The sequence below is a fragment of the Vicinamibacterales bacterium genome, assembly GCA_036504215.1.
Lineage (GTDB): Bacteria > Acidobacteriota > Vicinamibacteria > Vicinamibacterales > Fen-181 > FEN-299.
The window spans coordinates 24,468-43,649 of record DASXVO010000028.1; the positions used below are offsets into that span (position 1 = coordinate 24,468).

A 19,182-nucleotide genomic window follows, 5' to 3' on the forward strand; every position below is an offset into this window, starting at 1 on the left:
CAGTACGAACTGTTTCGTATGTCTTTCCCTGAAGGTTTCTGCGAGTGTGCCGCGACGATTCCGACCCTGAATTTTGCGCGGGAGCGCCCGGCTACCGGGAGGCCTGGGCGCCGAGGAGCCTGACGTTCGATACCGTGAACGAGCCACTGGCGCCGGGGCCGGCGTTCACCGTGTCCACGACGAACAGGAGGCTGTCTACCGCGGCGAGTGCGGGCAAGCGCCTGGACGTGGCGCCGACCGGCGTCATCTCGACAAGAGGAATGACGATCTCTCGGGGCGCGAGATCGAGGTACACGGAGCGGTGCCACCGCTCCCCCTCCCCGCCGGCCGGCTTGCGCAGCTGGACGGAGACACGCATCGGGCGGTCGGCGACGGCATGGAACGTAAGGAAGGACGCCCCAGCCGGCACGGCGATGCCGGCAATGAGGGCGGCATACGGGGCGACCGTTCCAGAGGGTCCCAGGCGGTACGTGAGTCGAACGTCATCACCGAGTCGCCCCACATCTCCGGCAGACACGCCGTCGCGCTCCATGTGCCACGCACCCGCCGGGGTGACCTTCGCCACAACCTCCCCGGCGGCAATTGGATCACGAGCAGGCGTCCGGGGTCTCGTGCCCACGTAGATGGGATTGCCCACGATCCACGGAACCGGGACGGCGCGCGTTCCGGCTGACAGCCAGACCTCAGCCCGATACCCGCCCGGACGGTCGGTCGCGTAGGTCAACTCCTGCGCCCGGACCCGGTGTACCTCCACTCCGTCCCGGAAGAGCACGATGCGCCCTCCGGCGGGTACATTGGCGCGGACGCGGATGACGGCGGGGTCCGTCAGAGCGAGCGTCTCCCCTTCCCTCGCCGCCGCTGGCCCGCTGCGTGCACTGAATTCGAACACCGCCGGCCCCGCGCGCCCATCGAGGACGCTGTGCACGCGGCCCGCGCGAATCCCGTCGAGAACAGCTGCGGCATCCTCGGCCGGCTGGCCGCTCAGTCCATGCAGGAGCAGGACCTGCAGGGATGATGTCCGAAACGACGCTTCATAGGACGGCAGCCTGACGAACGCGTGGTCTTCGTACGGGTCCGGTCGGTGTCGCCAACCGACCCGCGCGTGCGCATCGGTTCCCGCCAGCGCAACGATCGGGCGCTGGACCGCAAGGCGGCTCCACCGTTCGAGCGTGGCCGGCCGCGAGATCAACGCGGCGAGCGTACCAACCGGCTGCAGCGGGTACGTCGCGATCGCTCGGATGAGCCGGGGGGCCGAGGCGTCGCGCCACTGGCTGTCGCCGTTCAGCCACTCCACCGCGTCGAACGGCAGTTCCCACTCGGGCCATGCAAGTGCGGCTTTCGGAGAATCCGGGTGAGTGACGACGCCAAAGCCGCCGAAGCGGTGCACGTCCTCCACGACGTCTCGCGGTTCCCCGCCGAGCGGGTACGGGGTCCGTCCAAGCCCGAGTGCGGCGTAGTGACCACCGGTCGTGCTGATCTCGACGCCATCGATCACCAGGACGCCCGCCCGGTAGGCGGGCCGATCCGGTTGACGCGACCCGTCCCCGTGGTCGGTGATGATGACGAAATCCAGTCCGGCCCGGGCCGCGGCCGCCGCCACCTCATCGACGGTGCCGGTTCCATCCGATCGTTGTGTGTGGATGTGGAAGACGCCCCGCGCGGTGGTCTGGGGTTGCCACGATGGCGGAACCAGCCTCGCCGGCGCGGGGGGCATGAGGACGAGAACAGCGAGGAGCGCCACGGCCAGCACGACCCCGGCGCCCCTCAGCACGCGAATTCCGGACATCACGATCTCGATCTGGCCTCGGGCTATCGGCCTACTTCAGGCCCGCATCCGTCTGGAGCGCCGAGACCCGGTCGGTCCGCTCCCAGGTGAAGTCGGGATCGTTCCGGCCGAAGTGGCCGAACGCTGCCGTCTTGCGGTAGATCGGCCGCCGAAGGTCGAGTTCCTCCATGATGCCGCGCGGGGTGAGCTTGAAGTGCGAGCGCACCAGTTCGGTAATCTTCGCATCGGAGATGCGGCCCGTTCCATACGTCTCGATCATCACCGAGACCGGATCGGCCACTCCGATGGCGTACGCGAGCTGCACCAGGACACGGTCGGCCAGTCCGGCCGCGACGCAGTTCTTGGCGATGTAGCGCGCCATGTAGCAGGCCGAGCGGTCCACCTTGGTCGGGTCCTTGCCCGAGAACGCACCGCCACCGTGCGGAGCGGCTCCACCGTAGGTGTCCACGATGATCTTGCGGCCTGTCACACCGGCATCGCCCTGCGGCCCGCCGATGACGAAGCGCCCCGTCGGGTTGACATAGATCTTCGTGCGGTCGTCGATCATGGTGGCCGGCACAACCGGCTTGATCACCCGCTCGATGATTCCCTCGCGCATCGTCTCCTTGTCCACGAGCGCGCTGTGCTGGCTCGACACGACGATGGCGTCGATGCGGACCGGGTTGCCATCGACGTACTCAATCGTCACCTGGGACTTGCCATCCGGACGGAGGTAGTCGAGGATGCCGTCGCGCCTGGCCCGCGAGAGCCCCATGCACAGCTTGTGAGCGAGCATGATCGGCAGCGGCATGAGCTCGTCGGTCTCGCGGCAGGCGTACCCGAACATCAGGCCCTGGTCGCCGGCCCCGCCGGGATCGACACCCATGGCGATGTCGGGTGATTGTTCGTGAATCGAAGAGAGCACCGCGCAGGTGTCGCAGTCGAAGCCGTACTTCGCCCGCGTGTAGCCGATTTCCTTGATGGTCTCGCGGACGATCTTCGGAAAGTCCACGTAACAACTCGTGGTGATCTCGCCGGCGATCATGGCGAGTCCCGTCGTGACCAGTGTTTCGCACGCGACGCGTCCAACGGGATCCTGCGTGAGGATCGCGTCGAGGATCGCATCGGAAATCTGGTCGGCGATCTTGTCCGGGTGGCCTTCGGTCACCGATTCGGACGTGAAGAGATGGCGGCCGTCACGGCTCATTCGTCGAGTCCTCCGCACTAGCGGCAGTTGGTGGAGACGCGCGGCGCGGCCTGTACGCGACAGCCGCGTGGTCTGTCTCCGATCCGCTAACTGTATCTGTCGGCGCGGCTTCCGGTCAAGAGACCCGGCGGGCGTTCAGCGCCGCGGATGGAACTGTTCGTAGATCGTCTTCAGGCGGGCGTCGAGGACGTGCGTGTAGATCTGGGTCGTCGACAGATCGGCGTGGCCGAGCATCATCTGGATGGCCCGAAGGTCGGCACCGTGGTCGAGCAGGTGCGTGGCGAACGAGTGCCGCAGCACGTGCGGACTGAGGTCGCGCGGCAGGCCGGTGGTCCGGCCATGGCCCTTGAGGATCTTCCAGAAGCCGACTCGGGAGAGCGGTCCACCGCGCCCGTTCACGAACAGGCGCGGTGAGGGGCGGTTCTTGAGAATCGCCGGCCGGCCATCGCGGACGTAGCGCTGCACCCACGCGATCGCCTGGTCCCCCATCGGCACGAGGCGTTGCTTGTCGCCCTTCCCCGTGCACGTCAGGTACCCGCCCTCGAGGTTGAGGTCCACCGGGCGAAGCCCGACGAGTTCCGACACGCGCAGGCCCGTGGCATACAGGAGTTCGATCATCGCACGGTCGCGCAGACCGCGCGGCGTCGACACGTCCGGGGCGGCGATCAGCCGATCGACCTCGTCCTCTGTCAGGAACCGTGGCAACGCGGGCCAGGCCCGCGGGGCGCGCAGGTCGTCGGCGGGGCTCGACTCCAGGCGCCGGTCGAGCACGAGGAACCGGTAGAAGCCTCGGACGCACGCAACGGTCCGGGCGGTCGAGCGGGGTGAAAGTCCGGCCGACATCATGGCGCGTACGAACGCCTCGAGGTCCTGGCGCGTGAACGCGGTGGCAGGAACCCCGGTCTCCTCAGCGTACCGGCCGAGGGCGGCCAGGTCGCGACTGTAGCTCTCGAGGGTGTTCGCGGCCAGCCGGCGCTCGACGCGCAGATGATCGAGAAAGGCGTCGATGACATCCGAGGAATCCGTCGTCGGCATTCGCGCACTAGCTTCGACCGGGTGCGACGCCAAGTCAAGCGGGCCGCCTCGAAGAGGTTCTGTGGCGACTTCCGGCGTTTGACAGGCCTGCACCCGAGGACTAGTATTTCGGCTTCCCTCGGGGCACCGGCTGAAACCATGTCTACCCAATCCAAGTGGCAACAACTGCCCACCGAAGCCATCAATCCGGCCAGTCTGGGCATCGACAAGCTCTCCCCAACGGCGATCATCGACCTCATGGTTGACGAGGACCGCAAGATCCTGGTGGCGCTGACCCGCGAGAAGGAACGCATCGCCCTCGGCGTCGAACTCATCAGCCAGTCGCTGCGCAAAGGCGGCCGGCTGGTGTTCGTGGGTGCCGGCACGAGCGGACGGCTGGGCGTGCTCGAAGCGGCAGAGATCCCGCCGACGTTCGGGACGGACCCGTCGCTCGTCCGGGCGATCATGGCTGGCGGCACCAAGGCGCTCGTCCGCGCCCGAGAAGGCGTCGAGGACAACTTCGAGCAGGGATCGCGGTCGGTGGCGCGGCTTCGGCCCAGCGCCAAGGACGTGTTCGTCGGCGTCTCGGCGAGCGGCATCACGCCCTTCGTGCGCGGCGCGCTCAACCGGGCGCGCAACGCCAACGCGAAGATCATCTTCGTCACCTGCTATCCGGGGACCGAACTCCAGACCTTCGTGGATCTCACGATCGCCCCGAGCGTCGGGCCGGAAGTCATCGCCGGATCCACGCGCCTCAAGGCCGGCACGGTGACGAAGATGGTGCTGAACATGCTCACGACCGGCGCGATGGTCCGGATCGGCAAGACCTACGGCAACCTGATGGTGGACGTGCGGACCGGCTCGGAGAAGCTCAAGGACCGAGCCCGACGGATCCTGACGATCGTGAGCGGCATCGACTACGACAGCGCCGACCGCGTGCTGCGTCGCGCGCACTGGAACGTGAAGACGGCGATCGTCATGCAGAAGACCGGCTTGCCGTACCGGAAGGCTCAGTCCAAGCTGCGGAAGGCCGACGACCTCGTGCGCGAAGCGATCGGCGAGGACATCGAACCGCGCCTGCGCGAACTGCTCGACGCGGCCGAGAAGCCAAGGCACGCGCCCGTTCCCCTATAGGCCGGTCCTAGACGTAGGCCGGCACCTTCGCCCCGCCCCCCAACTCCGCCAGGGCCAGATGGACCGCTCCCATCGCCGGGGGCTCCTCGAGTCGCTGCACGTCGGCACCGGGCGCAATCACGGACATCCGGCGCGCGGCCTCATTCGCCAGCCAGGGAATGCCGCCGAGGATCCCCCCGGACAGCAGGAACGGGAAGCTGGTGTCGGCCATGTCGAGCCGGCGGACGACGGAAGACGCCGCCTGGATCAGTTCGTCGGCTGCCTCGGCGAGAATGCACGCGGCCACGGCATCCCCTTCCTCGCGCGCCCGATCGACCATGGGCGCAATGGCCGCGATCGAAGCCAGCGCGAGTTCCTTGTAGTACACCAACTGCACGAGGTCGGTCGCCTTCTCGAGCCGCCAGTGCTGCAGGACTGCCTCGGTCAGCGCGGTGCGGGGTCCGCGGCCGTCAGCCTGCCGCATCACCGCACTGAGCGCGCGCCGGCCGATCCAGTAGCCGCTGCCCTCGTCGGCGAGCACGTGTCCCCATCCACCCGAACGGGCCGCTCGATTCTGCGCGTTGCGTCCGTAGACGATCGACCCGGTTCCCGCGATCAGCACGACTCCCGGTCCGGCGCCGGCGCCGGCGACGAGCGCGATGAGCGCGTCGTTGACGACCAGGGCCCGGGCCCTGAACCCAATCCGCCGCAGAATGCCCAGGCCAATCTGGCTGTCAGACGGGCGGTCGGCTCCCGCGAGCCCCAGGCAGATCGCCGACGGCACGATGTCGCGGTCTCCGATGGCGTCCTCCATCACCTGGTGCAACGCCTTTTCGACGGCCAGCTCTCCGGCGGTGCTGAGGTTCGCGCCCCCGGCCCGCGCGTGAGAAATGACCTCTCCGTTCTCATCCGCCAGCAGACAGACCGTCTTCGTACCGCCCGCGTCGATTCCGACCACGTACTTCATGGGCACTCCCGAGGACATTCGGACGACAGACCTCATGCGACCGGTCGGAGGATACGGAGAGGCTGGCGCCGTGTCAACCGGCGGCGCGTGTGCGCGTCGCGTGTGTGCCGCGTTTGACAGGAGGCGCACCCCCTGATAAATTCGATCGGTTCTATGCACTTTTGCTTCGGTTCCCATGTCGGGCGCGCGGCGGCCCGATCGATCGGTGTCACGTGCACGGCGGTGCTGACCGTTCTCCTGCTCGCGCCGGCCAGTGCCGCGCCGGCCCGCCCCACCGACGATCGGGAGGTCCGAGCCTTGTGGGTGGTGCGCACGTCGCTCACCAGCCCGGCGGCCGTCGCCGAGATGGTCCGGCGCGCGCAGGCGGGCCAGTTCAACACGCTCCTGGTCCAGGTGCGGGGACGCGGAGACGCGTACTTCAACGACGGCCTCGAACCGCGCGCGGCGGCCCTCGCGGGCCAGCCCGACTCGTTCGATCCCCTGGCGGCCACCTTGAAGCTCGCGCACGCCCAGGGCATCCGGGTTCACGCGTGGATCAACATCGCGCTCGTGGCGAGCGCCATCGACGCGCCGGCCTCGCGCGGTCACATGGTCTACGCTCACCCCGAATGGCTGATGGTGCCGCGTCCGCTGGCCCGCGACATGGTCCTCCTCGACGCGCACAGCCAACTCTATCTCGACAAGCTGATGCGCTGGGCCCGGTCGCAGTCCGGCGAAGTCGAGGGCCTCTACGCCTCCCCTATCCCGCAGGAAGCTGCGGACGCCACGGTGGCCATTGTTGCCGACATCGTCTCCCGTTATCCGGTCGACGGCGTGCACCTGGACTACATTCGATATCCGAACGACGAGTTCGACTACAGCCGCGAGGCACTCCAGGCATTCAAGGCGAGCGTGGTGCAGAGCCTCGACGAGTCCGAGCGGAGACAACGGGAACGCGCCCTCGGACCGGATCTCGTGGGATGGGCCGATGCCTTTCCGGACCGGTGGCGCGAGTTCAGGCGCGACCGGTTGACGACGCTGGTGACACGGCTTCGTGAGAGCGTCAAGACGCGACGGCCCGAGGCGCTCTTCTCGGCCGCCGTCCTGCCTGACGCCGCCGAAGCGTCGTCGCGCCGACTGCAGGACTGGGGCACGTGGCTCCAGCAGCAACTCCTCGACGTGGTCTGCCCGATGGCCTATGCGACGGATGCCGCGGCATTCACCGCTCAGGTTGCCAGTACCCGCCAGGCGGCCGGATCGCGGCAGGTGTGGGCCGGCATCGGCGCCTACCGCCTGTCGTCGTCGCAGACCATTGAGAACATCCAGATCGCGCGCCGCCTCGGCGTGAGCGGCGTCGTCCTCTTCTCCTACGACAGTCTCATCAGCCTGCCCAAGGGCGTGGAATACCTCGCCCAGGTCGCACGCGCCGCCTTCTCCAAGTAGCACGCCATGGCAGGCTTCGACGCGGCGCGGCAAATCCTCGACAAGGCCGTGGCCGAACGCGTCTTCCCTGCGGCCGCTGTGGAAGTGGGCCGGACGTCCGGCTGGGTCTGGCGCGAAGGCCTCGGACGGCTCGACTACTCGGCGCAGGCCTCGCCCACCACCCCCGACACGCTGTTCGACCTTGCTTCACTGACGAAGGTCCTCGCCACGACGACGCTGGCCATGACGCTCGTGGACAGCGGGGCCATCGACCTGGACGGGCCGGTGAACCGGTGGCTCCCGGCGTGGCGCGGGGACGGACGCGACGATGTGCGAGTCATCGATCTCCTGGAACACGCGTCCGGGCTGCCTGGCGTGCGGCCGCTCTACCAGTCGTCGTCTGGTCGCGCAGCGTTTGAAGCGGCGATCTGCCGAGAAGAGCTGGAATACCCGCCCAGGTCACGTTCCGTCTACAGCGATCTCGGGTTCATCCTCCTCGGATTCCTGGTCGAGTCGGCCGGCGGCGCGGCGCTCGACGAGCAGTTTGATGGCGTGCTGCGGAACGCCGGTCACGCCGCGACGGTATGCGGACGCCCGGTCCCCGACGCGGGTTCGCTCGACCTGACATTCCATCCCCGGAACGAATGGCTGAGGCGAATGGCGCCCACCCGCAGCGACCCGACGACGGGCCGCTCGAGACCTGGCACCGTGGACGACCCGAACGCGGCGGCGCTCGGTGGCGTGGCCGGACACGCTGGACTGTTCGGAACCGCCCCGGCGGTCGGCTGGTGTGCCCGTGAGATTCTTGGCGCGCGGCTGCGCCGTGACGGATTCGCCATCGCACCACCCGCGATCGTCGAGCGCTTCACCCGCCGGACCACTCGCGTGCCCGGCAGCTCCCGCGCGCTCGGATGGGACACGATGCTGCCCGCCTCGTCATGCGGCACGCACATGTCGCCGCAGGCCTTCGGCCACACGGGATTCACTGGAACCTCACTGTGGATCGATCCGGTGGCCGACATCTACGTGGTGCTGCTCACCAACCGCGTTCATCCCGAAGCCGGCCCGGGCGAACCGATGACCGCCGTCCGGCGTGCGTTCCACGACGCCGTCATGAACGCGGTTTCATAGGCGGACAAATCCAACCAGGGTCTCGCGTGCCACGTCCACACCGAAGATGGTGTCGCGTCGAACGCCAGAAACAACGTGGGCAGCGAAGCGAGTTCGGCGGTTTGAGGCGAAGCGTCGCTAGACATCTTCCAGGGGTCAGAGCGTGACGAATGAAGCACGTTCTCGCGCCGCGCTTCCGCCCCTGGAAGATGTCGATGACGACGCCGGAGGCGTCGTCCAGAAACAACGTGGGCTAGCGAAGCGAGTTCGGCGGTTTGAGGCGAAGCTTCGCTAGCCGCCCGGCTTCCGTGGACGAGGTGGTGGCTGGGGAGCGTCACCGGAACCGCCCCGCGGACCGCTGCCCGGTCCAGAGAGACCGCCGCCGATCCCGATGCCCGGTTGAAAGCCCCCGCCCGGCGGCACGCCCTGGCCGGGCTGGCCCCGCGGACCACCGGGGCGGATCTGTCCAGGGCCAAAGCGGTTTGGCGTGTAGGTGAAGTCCCACTCGTTGTAGTGGGTATGCCCGTTGTACGTGCGGATGGAGGCCTCTGTGCTGGTGCTCGCCACGCCGACGATGCCACCGCGCGGACCAACGCCTGGGCGTCCCTGATCCCTCGACTGGGCATCGAACGACGTCGTCGGCTGGCGTCCCGCGTCTCCCGACTGTCCGCCTCCCAGCGCTCCACGCTGACCGCCAGGCTGGGTTCCCTGACCGCCGCCGGGCCTGGCCTGCTGGGATCCGGGCGGCGGTTCGCCGAACCGCACGAATCGGAACTCGCCGGTCTCGACCATGGGATCGCCGTATTTCTTGCGGAGGAACTTCTGCTTGAGCAGCGTGTCGACGTCGGGCGGATAGGCGCCGGCGTACTTCCGCTGGTACAGGGCAATCGAGCGCTTGTATTGCTCGCCGCGGAAGACCAGTTCGGCCTCCTTCTCGCGGCGCACCAACTGGCGCCAGGTCGGCATCGCCACGGTCATCGCGACGGCCATGATCGCCAGCATGACGAGCAGTGCGGCCATTGCGTAGCCGCGCTCGCCGATCCGCGCTTGACCCGGTGTTTTCATGTAGTACACTGCTAGGTAAACCCCATGATACCAGACCTCAGTTCGACCGATTTCCGGGGCGTGGCGAGGCGAAAGGCCGCGCGCGGTCGCATCGTCCCGGCCCTGGCTGTCTGCGGCCTCGCGCTCGTCGCCGCCTGCGAGAAGGTGCCGCTGTTCGCGCCGACCGGGACGACCATCACGCTGTACTCGAACGCGCAGGTGGTGGCACTCAACGGCACCGCGCAGATATCGGCCAGCATCGTCGAGAGCGGCGGCAACCCGGTCCAGAACGGCACGCTCATCACATTCACGACGTCGCTCGGAACCCTGAGTCCGGCCGAGGCACGGACGAACGACGGCAAGGCCACTGTCGCGTTGAACGCCGGGACCCAATCGGGCACGGCTGAGATCAACGCATTCTCCGGTTCGAACTCGGCCAAGTCCACGGTCAAGATCCTGATTGGATCGGCGGCCGTCACCGCCGTCACCGCGACGGCGTCGCCGTCGAGCGTGCCCTCCACGGGAGGCACGTCGACGATCACGGCGACGGTCGTGGACACCAACAGCAATCCGTTGCCGGGCGTGCCGGTCACCTTCACGACGGACCTGGGAACCGTGACGCCAGGCATCGCCACGACGAACTCGGGCGGCCAGGCCTCCTGCACCCTCTCGACGAGCCAGTCGTCCACGGTTACGGTCACCGCGGGATCGAAGGTGACGACGACGGTGAAGGTCGTCGCGATCGACGCGCCGACCGTCACGCTCACCGGCCCGGGCACAACACCCTCCGTCGGTCTCAGCACGACATTTACGGTGAACGTCACGAAGGGGGCGAGTTCCGGGGCGCCAATCCGGAGCGCCACCATCGACTTCGGCGACAGCAGCGGTCTACTGAACTTGGGGGCCCTGACCGGATCCGCGTCGATTCCGCACATCTATCTGAAATCTGGAACGTTCACGGTTACCGCGACCGCTACCGACGCCAACTTCCTGTCGAACTCCGTGTCGATACCGGTCAACGTCTTCCCCGCCGTGCCGTTCACGCTGACGGTGACGGCGCCGTCGGCAAGGGTCGGCACAGCCGTGACGATTTCCGCTACGCCCAGTGCGGGTGCGCCGGCCATCACGAGCTACAGATGGGACTTCGGCGATGGGACGTCCACGACCACGACTGTCGGTTCGGCTTCAAAGGTCTACTTCGTGGTGCCGGTTGGCAATCAGGTAGTCGTCAGCGTCACAGCTACGGGCTCAGACGGGCGCATTGGTGTAGGAAGCACCGTCGTGTTCATCACGCTGTAGACGCCCACTGACGCCCCAAACCGCGCAGAGGCCGGGGATTTCCATTTTCACCTGGAGGTTCCCGGCCTTCGTCAGTATTGGCTTCCCCGCACGGGCGGGACGCCCGTGCCACTCCAGCGTGCCACTCCACTCGTCACCTACACGGGCGGGACGCCCGTGCCACTCTCCTCATCACCACTCTCCGCATCACCACTCTCCGCATCACCACTCCGCATCACCACTCCGCGTAGGCGGTGCCCTCGAGCGACGTGCCCTCTGCCCCGCTCTTCACATCGAAGACGCCGGCTTCGGCCGTCGGATTGCCGGGGTCGGGTTCCGAGGGGATCGGCTGCCACGTGTCGGTGGACTCGGTCATCGGGTCCTTCGGGAGCTGCCGCATGTAGCCGTCCGACACGAGCGCGTCGAGGCTGGCGGGGTACTTTCCCTTGTCAGCATAGTACTGGTCGATGGCGTCGCGCATCCGGAAGAGGTCTTCCTTCAGCACGCCTTCCCTGGTGCGGAGGACGCCGTTGCGGTACTGCACGACGCCCATGCCGGCCAGCACCGCGACCAGCGCGACCACGACCATCAATTCGATCAGCGTGAATCCGGATTCAGCGCCAAGCCGACGCCGAAACCCTCGGAGTGTCAGCATGGTGAGCTACCAGTCCTTGTACTTCGTCCCATCGAGTGCCGTGCCGGCGCTCTTCGTGAAGACGTCGAAGACGTTCTGCCCGCCCCAACTCGTCGAGTCGGCATCGTCCTGATAGGACCGCATGCCCCACTCGGTGCTCTTGGTCATCGGATCGATCGGAATCCGCCGGAGGAACTTCAGCTTCCGGCCCGACGCGTCGTTGGCGACCTTGACGCCCTCGACGAGCGTGTCCAGGTCGGGCGGGTATCCCTCGGACCCCAGGCGGACGTCGGTCGAACCGATCATGCCCTGGTCCACGGCGTCCTTGTACTTGTCGATCGCCACGCGCATCTCGCGCAGCGTGCGGCGCAGTTCCGCTTCGCGCTGCCGCTGCATCGTCACCTTCGCCAGCGGCAGGATCGCCGAGGCCAGGATGAGCAGCATCGTGCCAACGACGACGAGTTCGACGAACGTATACCCTGCGCTCGCATCACGGAGCTGCGCGAGGCGCCGAACGATCGATCGATGGCTTCTCGTGTCCATTCCTCGGTTCGTCCTACTTCACCGTCACGGATGCCGGCGCGAACTGCAGGCTGATGACCCCCGACGGCCCGTTCGCCACGCCGCTGATCCTGAAGTTCACCGCTCCCGGCGCGATCGCATCGAACACGACTGCCGCGAGCATTCCGTCACCCGTCGCGCCGACGATGTCGCCGGTGCGCGTGATCGTGATGTCAACACGCCCGTTGGCGGAGTCCACCTGCTGGGCGAACGCGGTCGTCGCGTTCCCCTGTTTCATGAACCCCCCTTCCTGTACCGTCCGCACGCGCAGCGCCGTCGGGCTGTAGGTGAGCGTGAGGCTGAGCGTGGACGCGCGATTCATCGCGGAGCCCGACAGCGCCACTGTGTAGGGGCCACCGCCCACGCGGAGCTCGGTGCCCGGCGGCGTGACGGTGATCACCGCCGGCGGCAGGGGCGCCGCCCGCGGTGGAGTCGCTGCCGCTGCCGGCGCGCCGGCGGGAGGCGGTGGGGCCGCTGGCTGGAGAATGGCCGGCGACGGCGCCGACACCTGGCCGGCTGGCTGCGCAGTCGGTAGTGGCGGCTGGACGGCCGGCATCGTCGGCGGCGCCACTGGCTGAGCCTGCGGCTGCTGTTGGGCCGGCGGCATCATCACCGTCCCAGGGACCGGTGAACTCCCCGGCGGAATGACCGGCGTTCCCTGCTGCGTCTGGCGGCCGACGGGTGCGCCACCCACCGGTGCGGCGCCAGGCGTCCCGTACGGCTGCGTCGTGATGGGAGGTGCCGGAGTCTGTGCCGGTGCTGCAGTGGGCTGCCCCGCGGGCTGATCCGTGGTCGTGTCGGTTCCGGCCACGCCGAGCAGCGGCGGTGTTCCGCCGAGCGTGGGGTTCTGTGACGTGCCGATGTAGACCGGCTGGAAGTCCCTGTCGGTCAGGCCGTGGGTCCGGATGATGTGCGGCGTCAGCAGCATCACGATATCGGTCTGCGAGATCTGGCTCTCGTTCGCCGAGAACAACTGCTTGATCACCGGCACGTGGATCCCGCCCGGGAACCCGTTCAGCGACTTCCGTTCGTCATCGCGCAGCAGGCCGGCCAGCATGTTCGATTCGCCGTCGCGCAGGCGCATCTTCGTGGTGACCTTGCGTGAGCCGAACGACGGCAGGTTCTGGCCCGCCACGTTCACGTCGGCGGCCTTCGTGCTGCTCTCCACCATCAGGTCGAGGATGATATCGCCGTCGTACGTCACGCGGGGCGTGACCTCGAGGTTGACGCCGACCGACCGGTAGCTGAACGACGTCATCGGGTTGAACGCCGTGCCTCCGGTGACGAGCGGGCTGAATGTCGTGGACGGCACCGGGATCTCGTCGCCGAGGTTCGCGGTGAGCTTCGTGCCTTCCTGACCGCGCAGCGACGGCTTGGCGATCAGCTTGGTCTGGGAATCCGACTCGAGGAACTTGATGGTGGCCGACGGCACCTGCAGGTAGAAGTCCGCGGTGTTGATGCCGTGCACGACCGTGTTGAGGTTGAACGAACCGCCGGACGTCGTCGCCGTGGCGCCGGCTCCCGGCGTACTCCCGCTGCTCCCGCTCGGTGGCGCTTCGGGCGAGAAGTTCAGGCCGACGGCGTAATTCGACAGGTTCAGGCCGTACGACTTCGCCCGCGTGCGGTTCACCTCGAGGATCTCGACATCCACCACCACCTCGGCGCGCGGCTTGTCGTTCATCTCGATCACACGCTCCGCGATGGCGACCATCGCCGAGCTTCCGCGCATCGTGACCGTGTTCGCGCCCTTGTTCACCGAGATCTGCGGCCGGCTGATCGAGACACCGCCCTGCGGCACGATGATTTGGGTGAGCAGGGTCTGCATCTCCGTGGCGTCCGCGCTCGACAGGTAGAAGGTACGGATGACCTGGTCCTCGTACTTCTGACGGTTCTGCGGTGAGTCCAGGATGACCAAAATCGTGCGGGCGTTCAGCACCTTGTAAAAGAAGCCGTTCGACGTGAAGACGAGGTTCAGGGCCTGCTCGAGCGTCACGCCATCGAGCTCCAGCGCGGAGGGGTTCGCCTTGTCCTGCACGGTTGTGTCGTACATGACGTTGATGCCGCTCGTCTGGGCCAGGAAGTCGAGGATCTGCTTGACCATGACCCCTTGCGCGAACTTGAAGTACAGGGGCTGCCGCGAGGCGGGATTGAGCTCCGGTACCTGGCTCGTCTGGCGTGCGCGATCCTTCAACTGCTCGATCTGCGGCTTGGGCCTGGCGGCCTCGATCTTGTCGCGGAGGATCTTCTCGAGCTCGACGGCGCGCGTCGTCGCCCGGCGGTTGCCCGGATCGAACTCCGCCGCCTTCCGGTACTCGCGAATCGCCCCCTCGATGTCGTCCTTTGCCTCGAGCTGCTGTCCCTTGTCGATGTGGTTGCGCGACGCGGCCAACTGCGCCCGTTCCAACGCAATCTTGTACTCGGCCGAGTTCGGATTCGCCTGGGTGGCCTGCTGGTAGTAGAGGACGGCCGAGTCCCAGTCGCCGGAGCGCGCCGCCCGTTCACCGTTGCTGAAGGCCCGCCCCGCCGTGCAGCCGGCAGCGGCGACCGCGATCATCAGGCCCAGCGCTGCTGCTTTCAGAAGTTCCGATCTCAAGCCAGCCTCCAATCGCCAGCAGGTCAGAGAACATAACCGGCCTGCCAGGTTTCGTTCGGGTCAGAAATCTGCGCGTCGCGACCGTTTCCGCCCGACTCAGCCCGTCAACCGGATAAACTGGGTCCCGCGGCCGTCCACGTACGACATCTGGATCGACTCCACGCCAATCTTGATGATCTTGTACCGTCCCTCGATCACCTGTCCCTCGCGGCCATAGAACACGTCGCGGCCGTCGCTGAGCACGGCGATCGCGCCCCCTTGCCCCTGCACGACGCCGATGAACTTCAGCGGGATCGGCGGGGGCGGTGGCGGGGGCGGCGGCGGCGCGTTCGGGTCCAGCGGGGGTGGCGCCACGGGCGTCACGACTCGAGGCGGCATTGGCGGCGGTGCCTTCGGCTGTTCACGGAACAGGTTTCGGCCTCTCCCGGCCGGCTCTGGTCTCGCGGCCGTCAGTTCGGACAGCCGGACGTCGGGTACGGGTTCGATGCGCTCGCCCGCGGCGGCGCCTCGCGCGCTCGCGGCTCGCACGGCGTCCGTGGACTGTGGCGATGCGGGTGTCTTCCCGCCGCGCCACTGATACGCCACCACGGCTACGAGCGCGAGGGCCAGGCCGGCCAGCGCCACGAGCTGCCGCCTGGACTGGCTAGCCGGCATTGGCCACGACCCGATAATAGGTCACGAGTTGGAGGGTGAGGGCGAGCGAGCCGCTCGCTTCGTGCCCCTGGTCGATCGCCACCGATTCGATGGCCACGAACTCCGGCGCCGCCTCCAGGTTGTAGATGAACTGCCGGATGTCCTCGTAGTTCCCCTCGAGGAGAATCACGATGGTGAAGACGTCGAGGCTGCCACCGCGCACGTGCCCCGGCGTCGCGGTTCGCCGCTGGATGCGAAGATTGCTCTTGCGGGCCAGCTGCGCGAGATTCAGATACGTCAACCGGTGGGCCGCGCTCAGGTCGCTCGGCAGGATGTCGCGGTAGAACGTCTGGAGTTCGGCCTCCGCCCGTTCCTTCCCCGCGGCAATGCCGCGTGCGGCCTGGTACTCACGCTGCGCCGCGCGGCGCGTCTCCTCCGCCCTGAACGCGCGGGCATCGGCATCGCCGACGCGGACGGACAGCGGGTAGACCACGGCCGCGTAGACGCCCACGTTGATCGCGAGCACGATCCCCAGGATCAGGACGAACGTTCGCTGTTCGGTCAGGATGCGGCGCAGCACGGTGTCATCCTCATTGTCACTTCTTCGGCTTGCTTCCGGAGCCGGCGGCAGTCGAAAGCTGGCGCGTCACGGGCATGTACCGGCCTTCGAGCGCCACCTCGAGCAGTCCCTGCGGGGTCGTCGTCTCGGTGCGCGAGAACAGCCCGAGGAACGTGCCCGAACCCTGGAGTGCCTCGACGAACGTCTCCACGTCCTCTGCCCTGCGCGCGAGGACGACGACCGCCACCGTGAGATGGCCGTCCCGGTCGGTCGATGGCCGGATCGATTCAATCCGCACGTCAGCCGGAAGCGTGGTTTCGAGGCGGTTCAGTAGTTCGGTCCAGGAGAACGTGCGCTGGTCGATGAGCGCATTCGCTTCCCGCGCGGCCGTGCCGACCGCTTCGAGTTCCTTCCGATCGATGCTCCGGCGTGCCTGCGCCGCCTGTTCGCGCAGCTGCACCGCGCGTTCCTCGGACTGTCGGACCCGTCCCACGAGGTCGGCGTGGCGCGCGGACAGGCTGCGCACCTCCACGACGTTGAAGATCGAGAGCGCCACGATCAGGGCGCCGGTCGCGAGGAGTGCGACCCGGACGAGCCGCTCGTTGTAGAAAGGCCGCGTCGAGAGGTTGGTGCGCAGCATCCGGTCGCTCGCTCCCTACACCCCGGCGCCGGCGCGCGCGAGCACGCCGACGAGCGGTGTCACGATGTTCAGCAGCGCGGGATCGGCGGCAATCCGGTCCGCGAACCTGGCACTGCGCTGAGGATCGACCGTCTCGGTCTTCACGTTCAGGCGCGTATCGATGAGCCGGCGGGTCGCTTCCAGTCCGGCCGTTGCACCAGACGCCCATCCGTCGGCACCGCTGCCGGTGACCAGCACCCGCGCGAAACCGCTGCCACCGAGGCGATCTTCGTAGTACATCGCGGTCTGGTGCACGAGGTCGGGCAGCGTGTCCTCGCTCCCTTCGGCACGGTTGCGGAAGAAGATCAAATCGGCGCCGCGCAGGATCGCAATCGAGCCGTACTCGGGCGTGACGTTGACCAGCAGCCAATCGCCCGAACTGCCGGCCTCCCCCGCCAGTACCGCGTTCACGACACTGAAGGTGGCCAGGTCCACCAGCCCCGCCTGCGCGCCGGCAACCTCGCACGCGTCCTCGTACGCCTTCACCACGTCGCGCCTGGCCAGCGCCACCACGAATTCCCGGCCTCCGCCGGGCACGGCGATGCCGGGCGAATAGGTGACCTGGGCCTCGTCGATGTGGAACGGCGCGGTCTTCCGCACGTGCCAGCGAATCAGTTGGTCGAGATCCTCCTCCCGCGGCGGCACGGTCTCGAGGCGGATCAGCGACACCTTCGCGATGCTGTCCGGGAGGACGAGTGCCACCCGCCGGGTCCGGCCTCCGAGCCGCGACAGCACGCGTCCGACCGCCTCACCGAGCGCGGCGGCGTCGCTGACGTTCTGGCCTGTGAGCGCCGGCGTCACCACGCCGGCCTGCAGCGGCTCGATCGCGTGGCCCGAAATCACGGTGCCACCGGCGGGCCGCGTGACCGCGATCGCCGACACGACACGTGCGGCGATCTGGACGGCCACCGTCGGCGGCTGTGCGGCGAAGAGCGAGGTCAGAGTCATTCGACGAAGGTCACCTTGTTGATCTCGCGGAGCGATGTCACGCCCTGCATCACGCGCTCCACGGCCGACTCGCGCAGGAACCGCATCCCCTCGTCGCGCGCCGCCTTCTTGACTTCCGTGTTGGGACGCTTGGCAAGAATCATCTCCCGAATCCGGTCCGAGAGGTCAAGCAATTCGCAGATGGCCTGCCGCCCCTTGTAGCCGGTTCCCCCACACTCGATGCACCCCTTGCCCTCGTAGAAGACGTGCGTCTGCTCCATCGCCGGATCCAGGCCGGACTCCATGAGCAGCGAGGCGCCGATCTTCACCGGGCGCTTGCAGTGCGGGCAGATCGTCCGAACCAGCCGCTGCGCGAGCACGCAGTTGAGCGCCGAAATGAACTGGTACGCCTCGACGCCCATGTTGAGGAAGCGGCCCAGGACGTCGAGCACGTTGTTGGCGTGCACCGTGGTGAACACCAGGTGACCGGTCAACGCGGACTGGATCGCGATCTGTGCGGTCTCCGGGTCGCGGATCTCCCCGACCATGATCTTGTCCGGGTCGTGGCGGAGAATCGACCGCAGGCCGCGCGCGAAGGTCAGCCCTTTCTTCTCGTTGATCGGGATCTGCGTGATTCCCTGGAGCTGATACTCGACCGGGTCCTCGATCGTGATGATCTTGTCCTCGGGCGACTTGATTTCCGAGAGCGCGGCGTAGAGCGTCGTCGTCTTGCCGCTGCCGGTCGGACCGGTGACCAGCACCATCCCGTACGGCTCGGCGATGTACTTCCGGAAGCGTCGCAGCTCGGCCTCGGGGAACCCCAGGATGTCGAGACGCAGCTCCGAGAACTGCTCGCTGATCGACTCCTTGTCGAGGATGCGGATGACCGCGTCCTCGCCGTGGACGCTCGGCATGATCGACACGCGGAAGTCGATCGTCTTCCCCGGCACGCGCAGCTTGAAGCGGCCGTCCTGCGGGACGCGTTTCTCGGCGATGTCGAGCTCCGCCATGACCTTGATGCGGGAGATGATTGCGCCGTGGAACTGCTTCGCGATCGGCCTCATCGCCGCCTGCAGGACGCCGTCGATCCGGTACTTCACGTACACCGCATCGTCCTGCGTCTCGATGTGGATGTCGCTCGCCCGGCGCTGGATCGCCGTGAAGATCGTCGAGTCCACCAGCCGGATGATCGGGCTGATGTCGCTCGTCAGTTTCTCGACCGTCAGGCTCTCGTCGCCGTTCTCCTCCTCCTTGAGGAGCGTGATCTCGAATCCCTCGGTGGCCTCTTCGAGCACGCGCTGCGAGCTCTCGCTCTTCTTGAGGATCGATTCGATCGCATACCTCGCGCCGACGGTCACCTTCAGCGGCGCGGCGAGCAGCAGCGCCAGCTCGTCGATCATCGGGAGGTCGGTCGGATCGGAGACCACGATGACGAGGGAGCGGCCGTCGCGGTGATGCGGCACGAAGCCGTAGCGCAGCATCAGATCGGCGGGAATCGATCGGAACAGGTCGTGATCGATCTGGAACTGTTCCAGGTCCACGAACTCCAGCCCGTAGCGCTCCGCGAGGCGGCGCGCCTGTGCCGCCTCCTCGGTGCGTTCCTCTCCAACCGGTGCAATGCCGTCCGCATAGAACGGGGCGGCCGTGGTCGTGGCCGCTCCCCGTGGCGATGCCGTGTTCGGAACCCGTGGATCCAC

The 19,182-nt window shown here is 67.5% G+C and carries 17 protein-coding genes; 4 read left to right on the forward strand and 13 right to left on the reverse strand.

What is annotated here, in order from left to right:
- Positions 1–91 precede the first annotated feature (91 nt).
- The 3 genes from VGK32_06565 to xerD form a co-directional block, all read right to left on the reverse strand.
- Positions 92–1,786 (reverse strand): CehA/McbA family metallohydrolase, encoded by a 1,695-nt coding sequence (locus tag VGK32_06565; GenBank protein HEY3381412.1) that lies wholly within the window; start codon positions 1,784–1,786, stop codon positions 92–94.
- Positions 1,787–1,817: 31 nt separating this feature from the next.
- Positions 1,818–2,972 (reverse strand): methionine adenosyltransferase, encoded by a 1,155-nt coding sequence (metK, locus tag VGK32_06570; protein ID HEY3381413.1) that lies wholly within the window; start codon positions 2,970–2,972, stop codon positions 1,818–1,820.
- Between the two features lie 135 nt (positions 2,973–3,107).
- On the reverse strand, positions 3,108–4,007 hold the full coding sequence (gene xerD / locus VGK32_06575) for a site-specific tyrosine recombinase XerD (protein ID HEY3381414.1): 900 nt from the start codon (positions 4,005–4,007) through the stop codon (positions 3,108–3,110).
- Positions 4,008–4,145: 138 nt separating this feature from the next.
- Between xerD and murQ the strand changes: the two genes are divergently transcribed.
- The gene (murQ, locus tag VGK32_06580) at positions 4,146–5,120 is read left to right on the forward strand and encodes an N-acetylmuramic acid 6-phosphate etherase (GenBank protein HEY3381415.1); all 975 of its coding nucleotides are present in this window, start codon (positions 4,146–4,148) and stop codon (positions 5,118–5,120) included.
- 7 nt (positions 5,121–5,127) lie between these two features.
- Here murQ and VGK32_06585 read toward each other — a convergent pair whose 3' ends face one another.
- Positions 5,128–6,066 (reverse strand): BadF/BadG/BcrA/BcrD ATPase family protein, encoded by a 939-nt coding sequence (locus VGK32_06585; GenBank protein HEY3381416.1) that lies wholly within the window; start codon positions 6,064–6,066, stop codon positions 5,128–5,130.
- Between the two features lie 153 nt (positions 6,067–6,219).
- On the opposite strand from VGK32_06585, the gene VGK32_06590 reads away from it, so the two are divergent.
- On the forward strand, positions 6,220–7,488 hold the full coding sequence (locus VGK32_06590; protein ID HEY3381417.1) for a family 10 glycosylhydrolase: 1,269 nt from the start codon (positions 6,220–6,222) through the stop codon (positions 7,486–7,488).
- A gap of 6 nt (positions 7,489–7,494) precedes the next feature.
- On the forward strand, positions 7,495–8,598 hold the full coding sequence (locus VGK32_06595; GenBank protein ID HEY3381418.1) for a serine hydrolase domain-containing protein: 1,104 nt from the start codon (positions 7,495–7,497) through the stop codon (positions 8,596–8,598).
- A gap of 270 nt (positions 8,599–8,868) precedes the next feature.
- Here VGK32_06595 and VGK32_06600 read toward each other — a convergent pair whose 3' ends face one another.
- Complete coding sequence (locus VGK32_06600; protein ID HEY3381419.1) at positions 8,869–9,642, reverse strand: type II secretion system protein; 774 nt, start codon at positions 9,640–9,642, stop codon at positions 8,869–8,871.
- A 24-nt stretch (positions 9,643–9,666) separates the two neighbouring features.
- On the opposite strand from VGK32_06600, the gene VGK32_06605 reads away from it, so the two are divergent.
- Positions 9,667–10,920: an Ig-like domain-containing protein gene (locus VGK32_06605; GenBank protein ID HEY3381420.1), complete on the forward strand. Its 1,254-nt coding sequence runs from the start codon at positions 9,667–9,669 to the stop codon at positions 10,918–10,920.
- Between the two features lie 214 nt (positions 10,921–11,134).
- Here VGK32_06605 and VGK32_06610 read toward each other — a convergent pair whose 3' ends face one another.
- From VGK32_06610 to VGK32_06645, 8 genes are all read right to left on the reverse strand, one after another.
- Positions 11,135–11,554, reverse strand: coding sequence for a prepilin-type N-terminal cleavage/methylation domain-containing protein (locus VGK32_06610; protein HEY3381421.1), 420 nt, complete (start codon positions 11,552–11,554; stop codon positions 11,135–11,137).
- A gap of 6 nt (positions 11,555–11,560) precedes the next feature.
- The gene (locus VGK32_06615) at positions 11,561–12,076 is read right to left on the reverse strand and encodes a type II secretion system protein (GenBank protein ID HEY3381422.1); all 516 of its coding nucleotides are present in this window, start codon (positions 12,074–12,076) and stop codon (positions 11,561–11,563) included.
- A gap of 13 nt (positions 12,077–12,089) precedes the next feature.
- Positions 12,090–14,687, reverse strand: coding sequence for a secretin N-terminal domain-containing protein (locus VGK32_06620; GenBank protein ID HEY3381423.1), 2,598 nt, complete (start codon positions 14,685–14,687; stop codon positions 12,090–12,092).
- A 96-nt stretch (positions 14,688–14,783) separates the two neighbouring features.
- Positions 14,784–15,341, reverse strand: coding sequence for a hypothetical protein (locus tag VGK32_06625; protein ID HEY3381424.1), 558 nt, complete (start codon positions 15,339–15,341; stop codon positions 14,784–14,786).
- Complete coding sequence (gene pilO, locus VGK32_06630) at positions 15,331–15,900, reverse strand: type 4a pilus biogenesis protein PilO (protein HEY3381425.1); 570 nt, start codon at positions 15,898–15,900, stop codon at positions 15,331–15,333. Before pilO ends, VGK32_06625 begins: the two co-directional genes overlap by 11 nt.
- A gap of 16 nt (positions 15,901–15,916) precedes the next feature.
- On the reverse strand, positions 15,917–16,519 hold the full coding sequence (locus VGK32_06635; protein HEY3381426.1) for a PilN domain-containing protein: 603 nt from the start codon (positions 16,517–16,519) through the stop codon (positions 15,917–15,919).
- Between the two features lie 15 nt (positions 16,520–16,534).
- Complete coding sequence (gene pilM, locus VGK32_06640) at positions 16,535–17,506, reverse strand: pilus assembly protein PilM (GenBank protein ID HEY3381427.1); 972 nt, start codon at positions 17,504–17,506, stop codon at positions 16,535–16,537.
- Positions 17,503–19,182: a GspE/PulE family protein gene (locus VGK32_06645; protein HEY3381428.1), complete on the reverse strand. Its 1,680-nt coding sequence runs from the start codon at positions 19,180–19,182 to the stop codon at positions 17,503–17,505. The genes pilM and VGK32_06645 overlap by 4 nt, the downstream gene beginning before the upstream one ends.

What these genes read in the sequence shown, in the direction of transcription:
- VGK32_06565 (HEY3381412.1), bottom strand. Translation starts at nt 1,786, where the DNA reads ATGTCCGGAATTCGCGTGCTGAGGGGCGCCGGGGTCGTGCTGGCCGTG.
- metK (HEY3381413.1), bottom strand. Translation starts at nt 2,972, where the DNA reads ATGAGCCGTGACGGCCGCCATCTCTTCACGTCCGAATCGGTGACCGAA.
- xerD (HEY3381414.1), bottom strand. Translation starts at nt 4,007, where the DNA reads ATGCCGACGACGGATTCCTCGGATGTCATCGACGCCTTTCTCGATCAT.
- murQ (HEY3381415.1), top strand. Translation starts at nt 4,146, where the DNA reads ATGTCTACCCAATCCAAGTGGCAACAACTGCCCACCGAAGCCATCAAT.
- VGK32_06585 (HEY3381416.1), bottom strand. Translation starts at nt 6,066, where the DNA reads ATGAAGTACGTGGTCGGAATCGACGCGGGCGGTACGAAGACGGTCTGT.
- VGK32_06590 (HEY3381417.1), top strand. Translation starts at nt 6,220, where the DNA reads ATGCACTTTTGCTTCGGTTCCCATGTCGGGCGCGCGGCGGCCCGATCG.
- VGK32_06595 (HEY3381418.1), top strand. Translation starts at nt 7,495, where the DNA reads ATGGCAGGCTTCGACGCGGCGCGGCAAATCCTCGACAAGGCCGTGGCC.
- VGK32_06600 (HEY3381419.1), bottom strand. Translation starts at nt 9,642, where the DNA reads ATGAAAACACCGGGTCAAGCGCGGATCGGCGAGCGCGGCTACGCAATG.
- VGK32_06605 (HEY3381420.1), top strand. Translation starts at nt 9,667, where the DNA reads ATGATACCAGACCTCAGTTCGACCGATTTCCGGGGCGTGGCGAGGCGA.
- VGK32_06610 (HEY3381421.1), bottom strand. Translation starts at nt 11,554, where the DNA reads ATGCTGACACTCCGAGGGTTTCGGCGTCGGCTTGGCGCTGAATCCGGA.
- VGK32_06615 (HEY3381422.1), bottom strand. Translation starts at nt 12,076, where the DNA reads ATGGACACGAGAAGCCATCGATCGATCGTTCGGCGCCTCGCGCAGCTC.
- VGK32_06625 (HEY3381424.1), bottom strand. Translation starts at nt 15,341, where the DNA reads ATGCCGGCTAGCCAGTCCAGGCGGCAGCTCGTGGCGCTGGCCGGCCTG.
- VGK32_06635 (HEY3381426.1), bottom strand. Translation starts at nt 16,519, where the DNA reads ATGCTGCGCACCAACCTCTCGACGCGGCCTTTCTACAACGAGCGGCTC.
- pilM (HEY3381427.1), bottom strand. Translation starts at nt 17,506, where the DNA reads ATGACTCTGACCTCGCTCTTCGCCGCACAGCCGCCGACGGTGGCCGTC.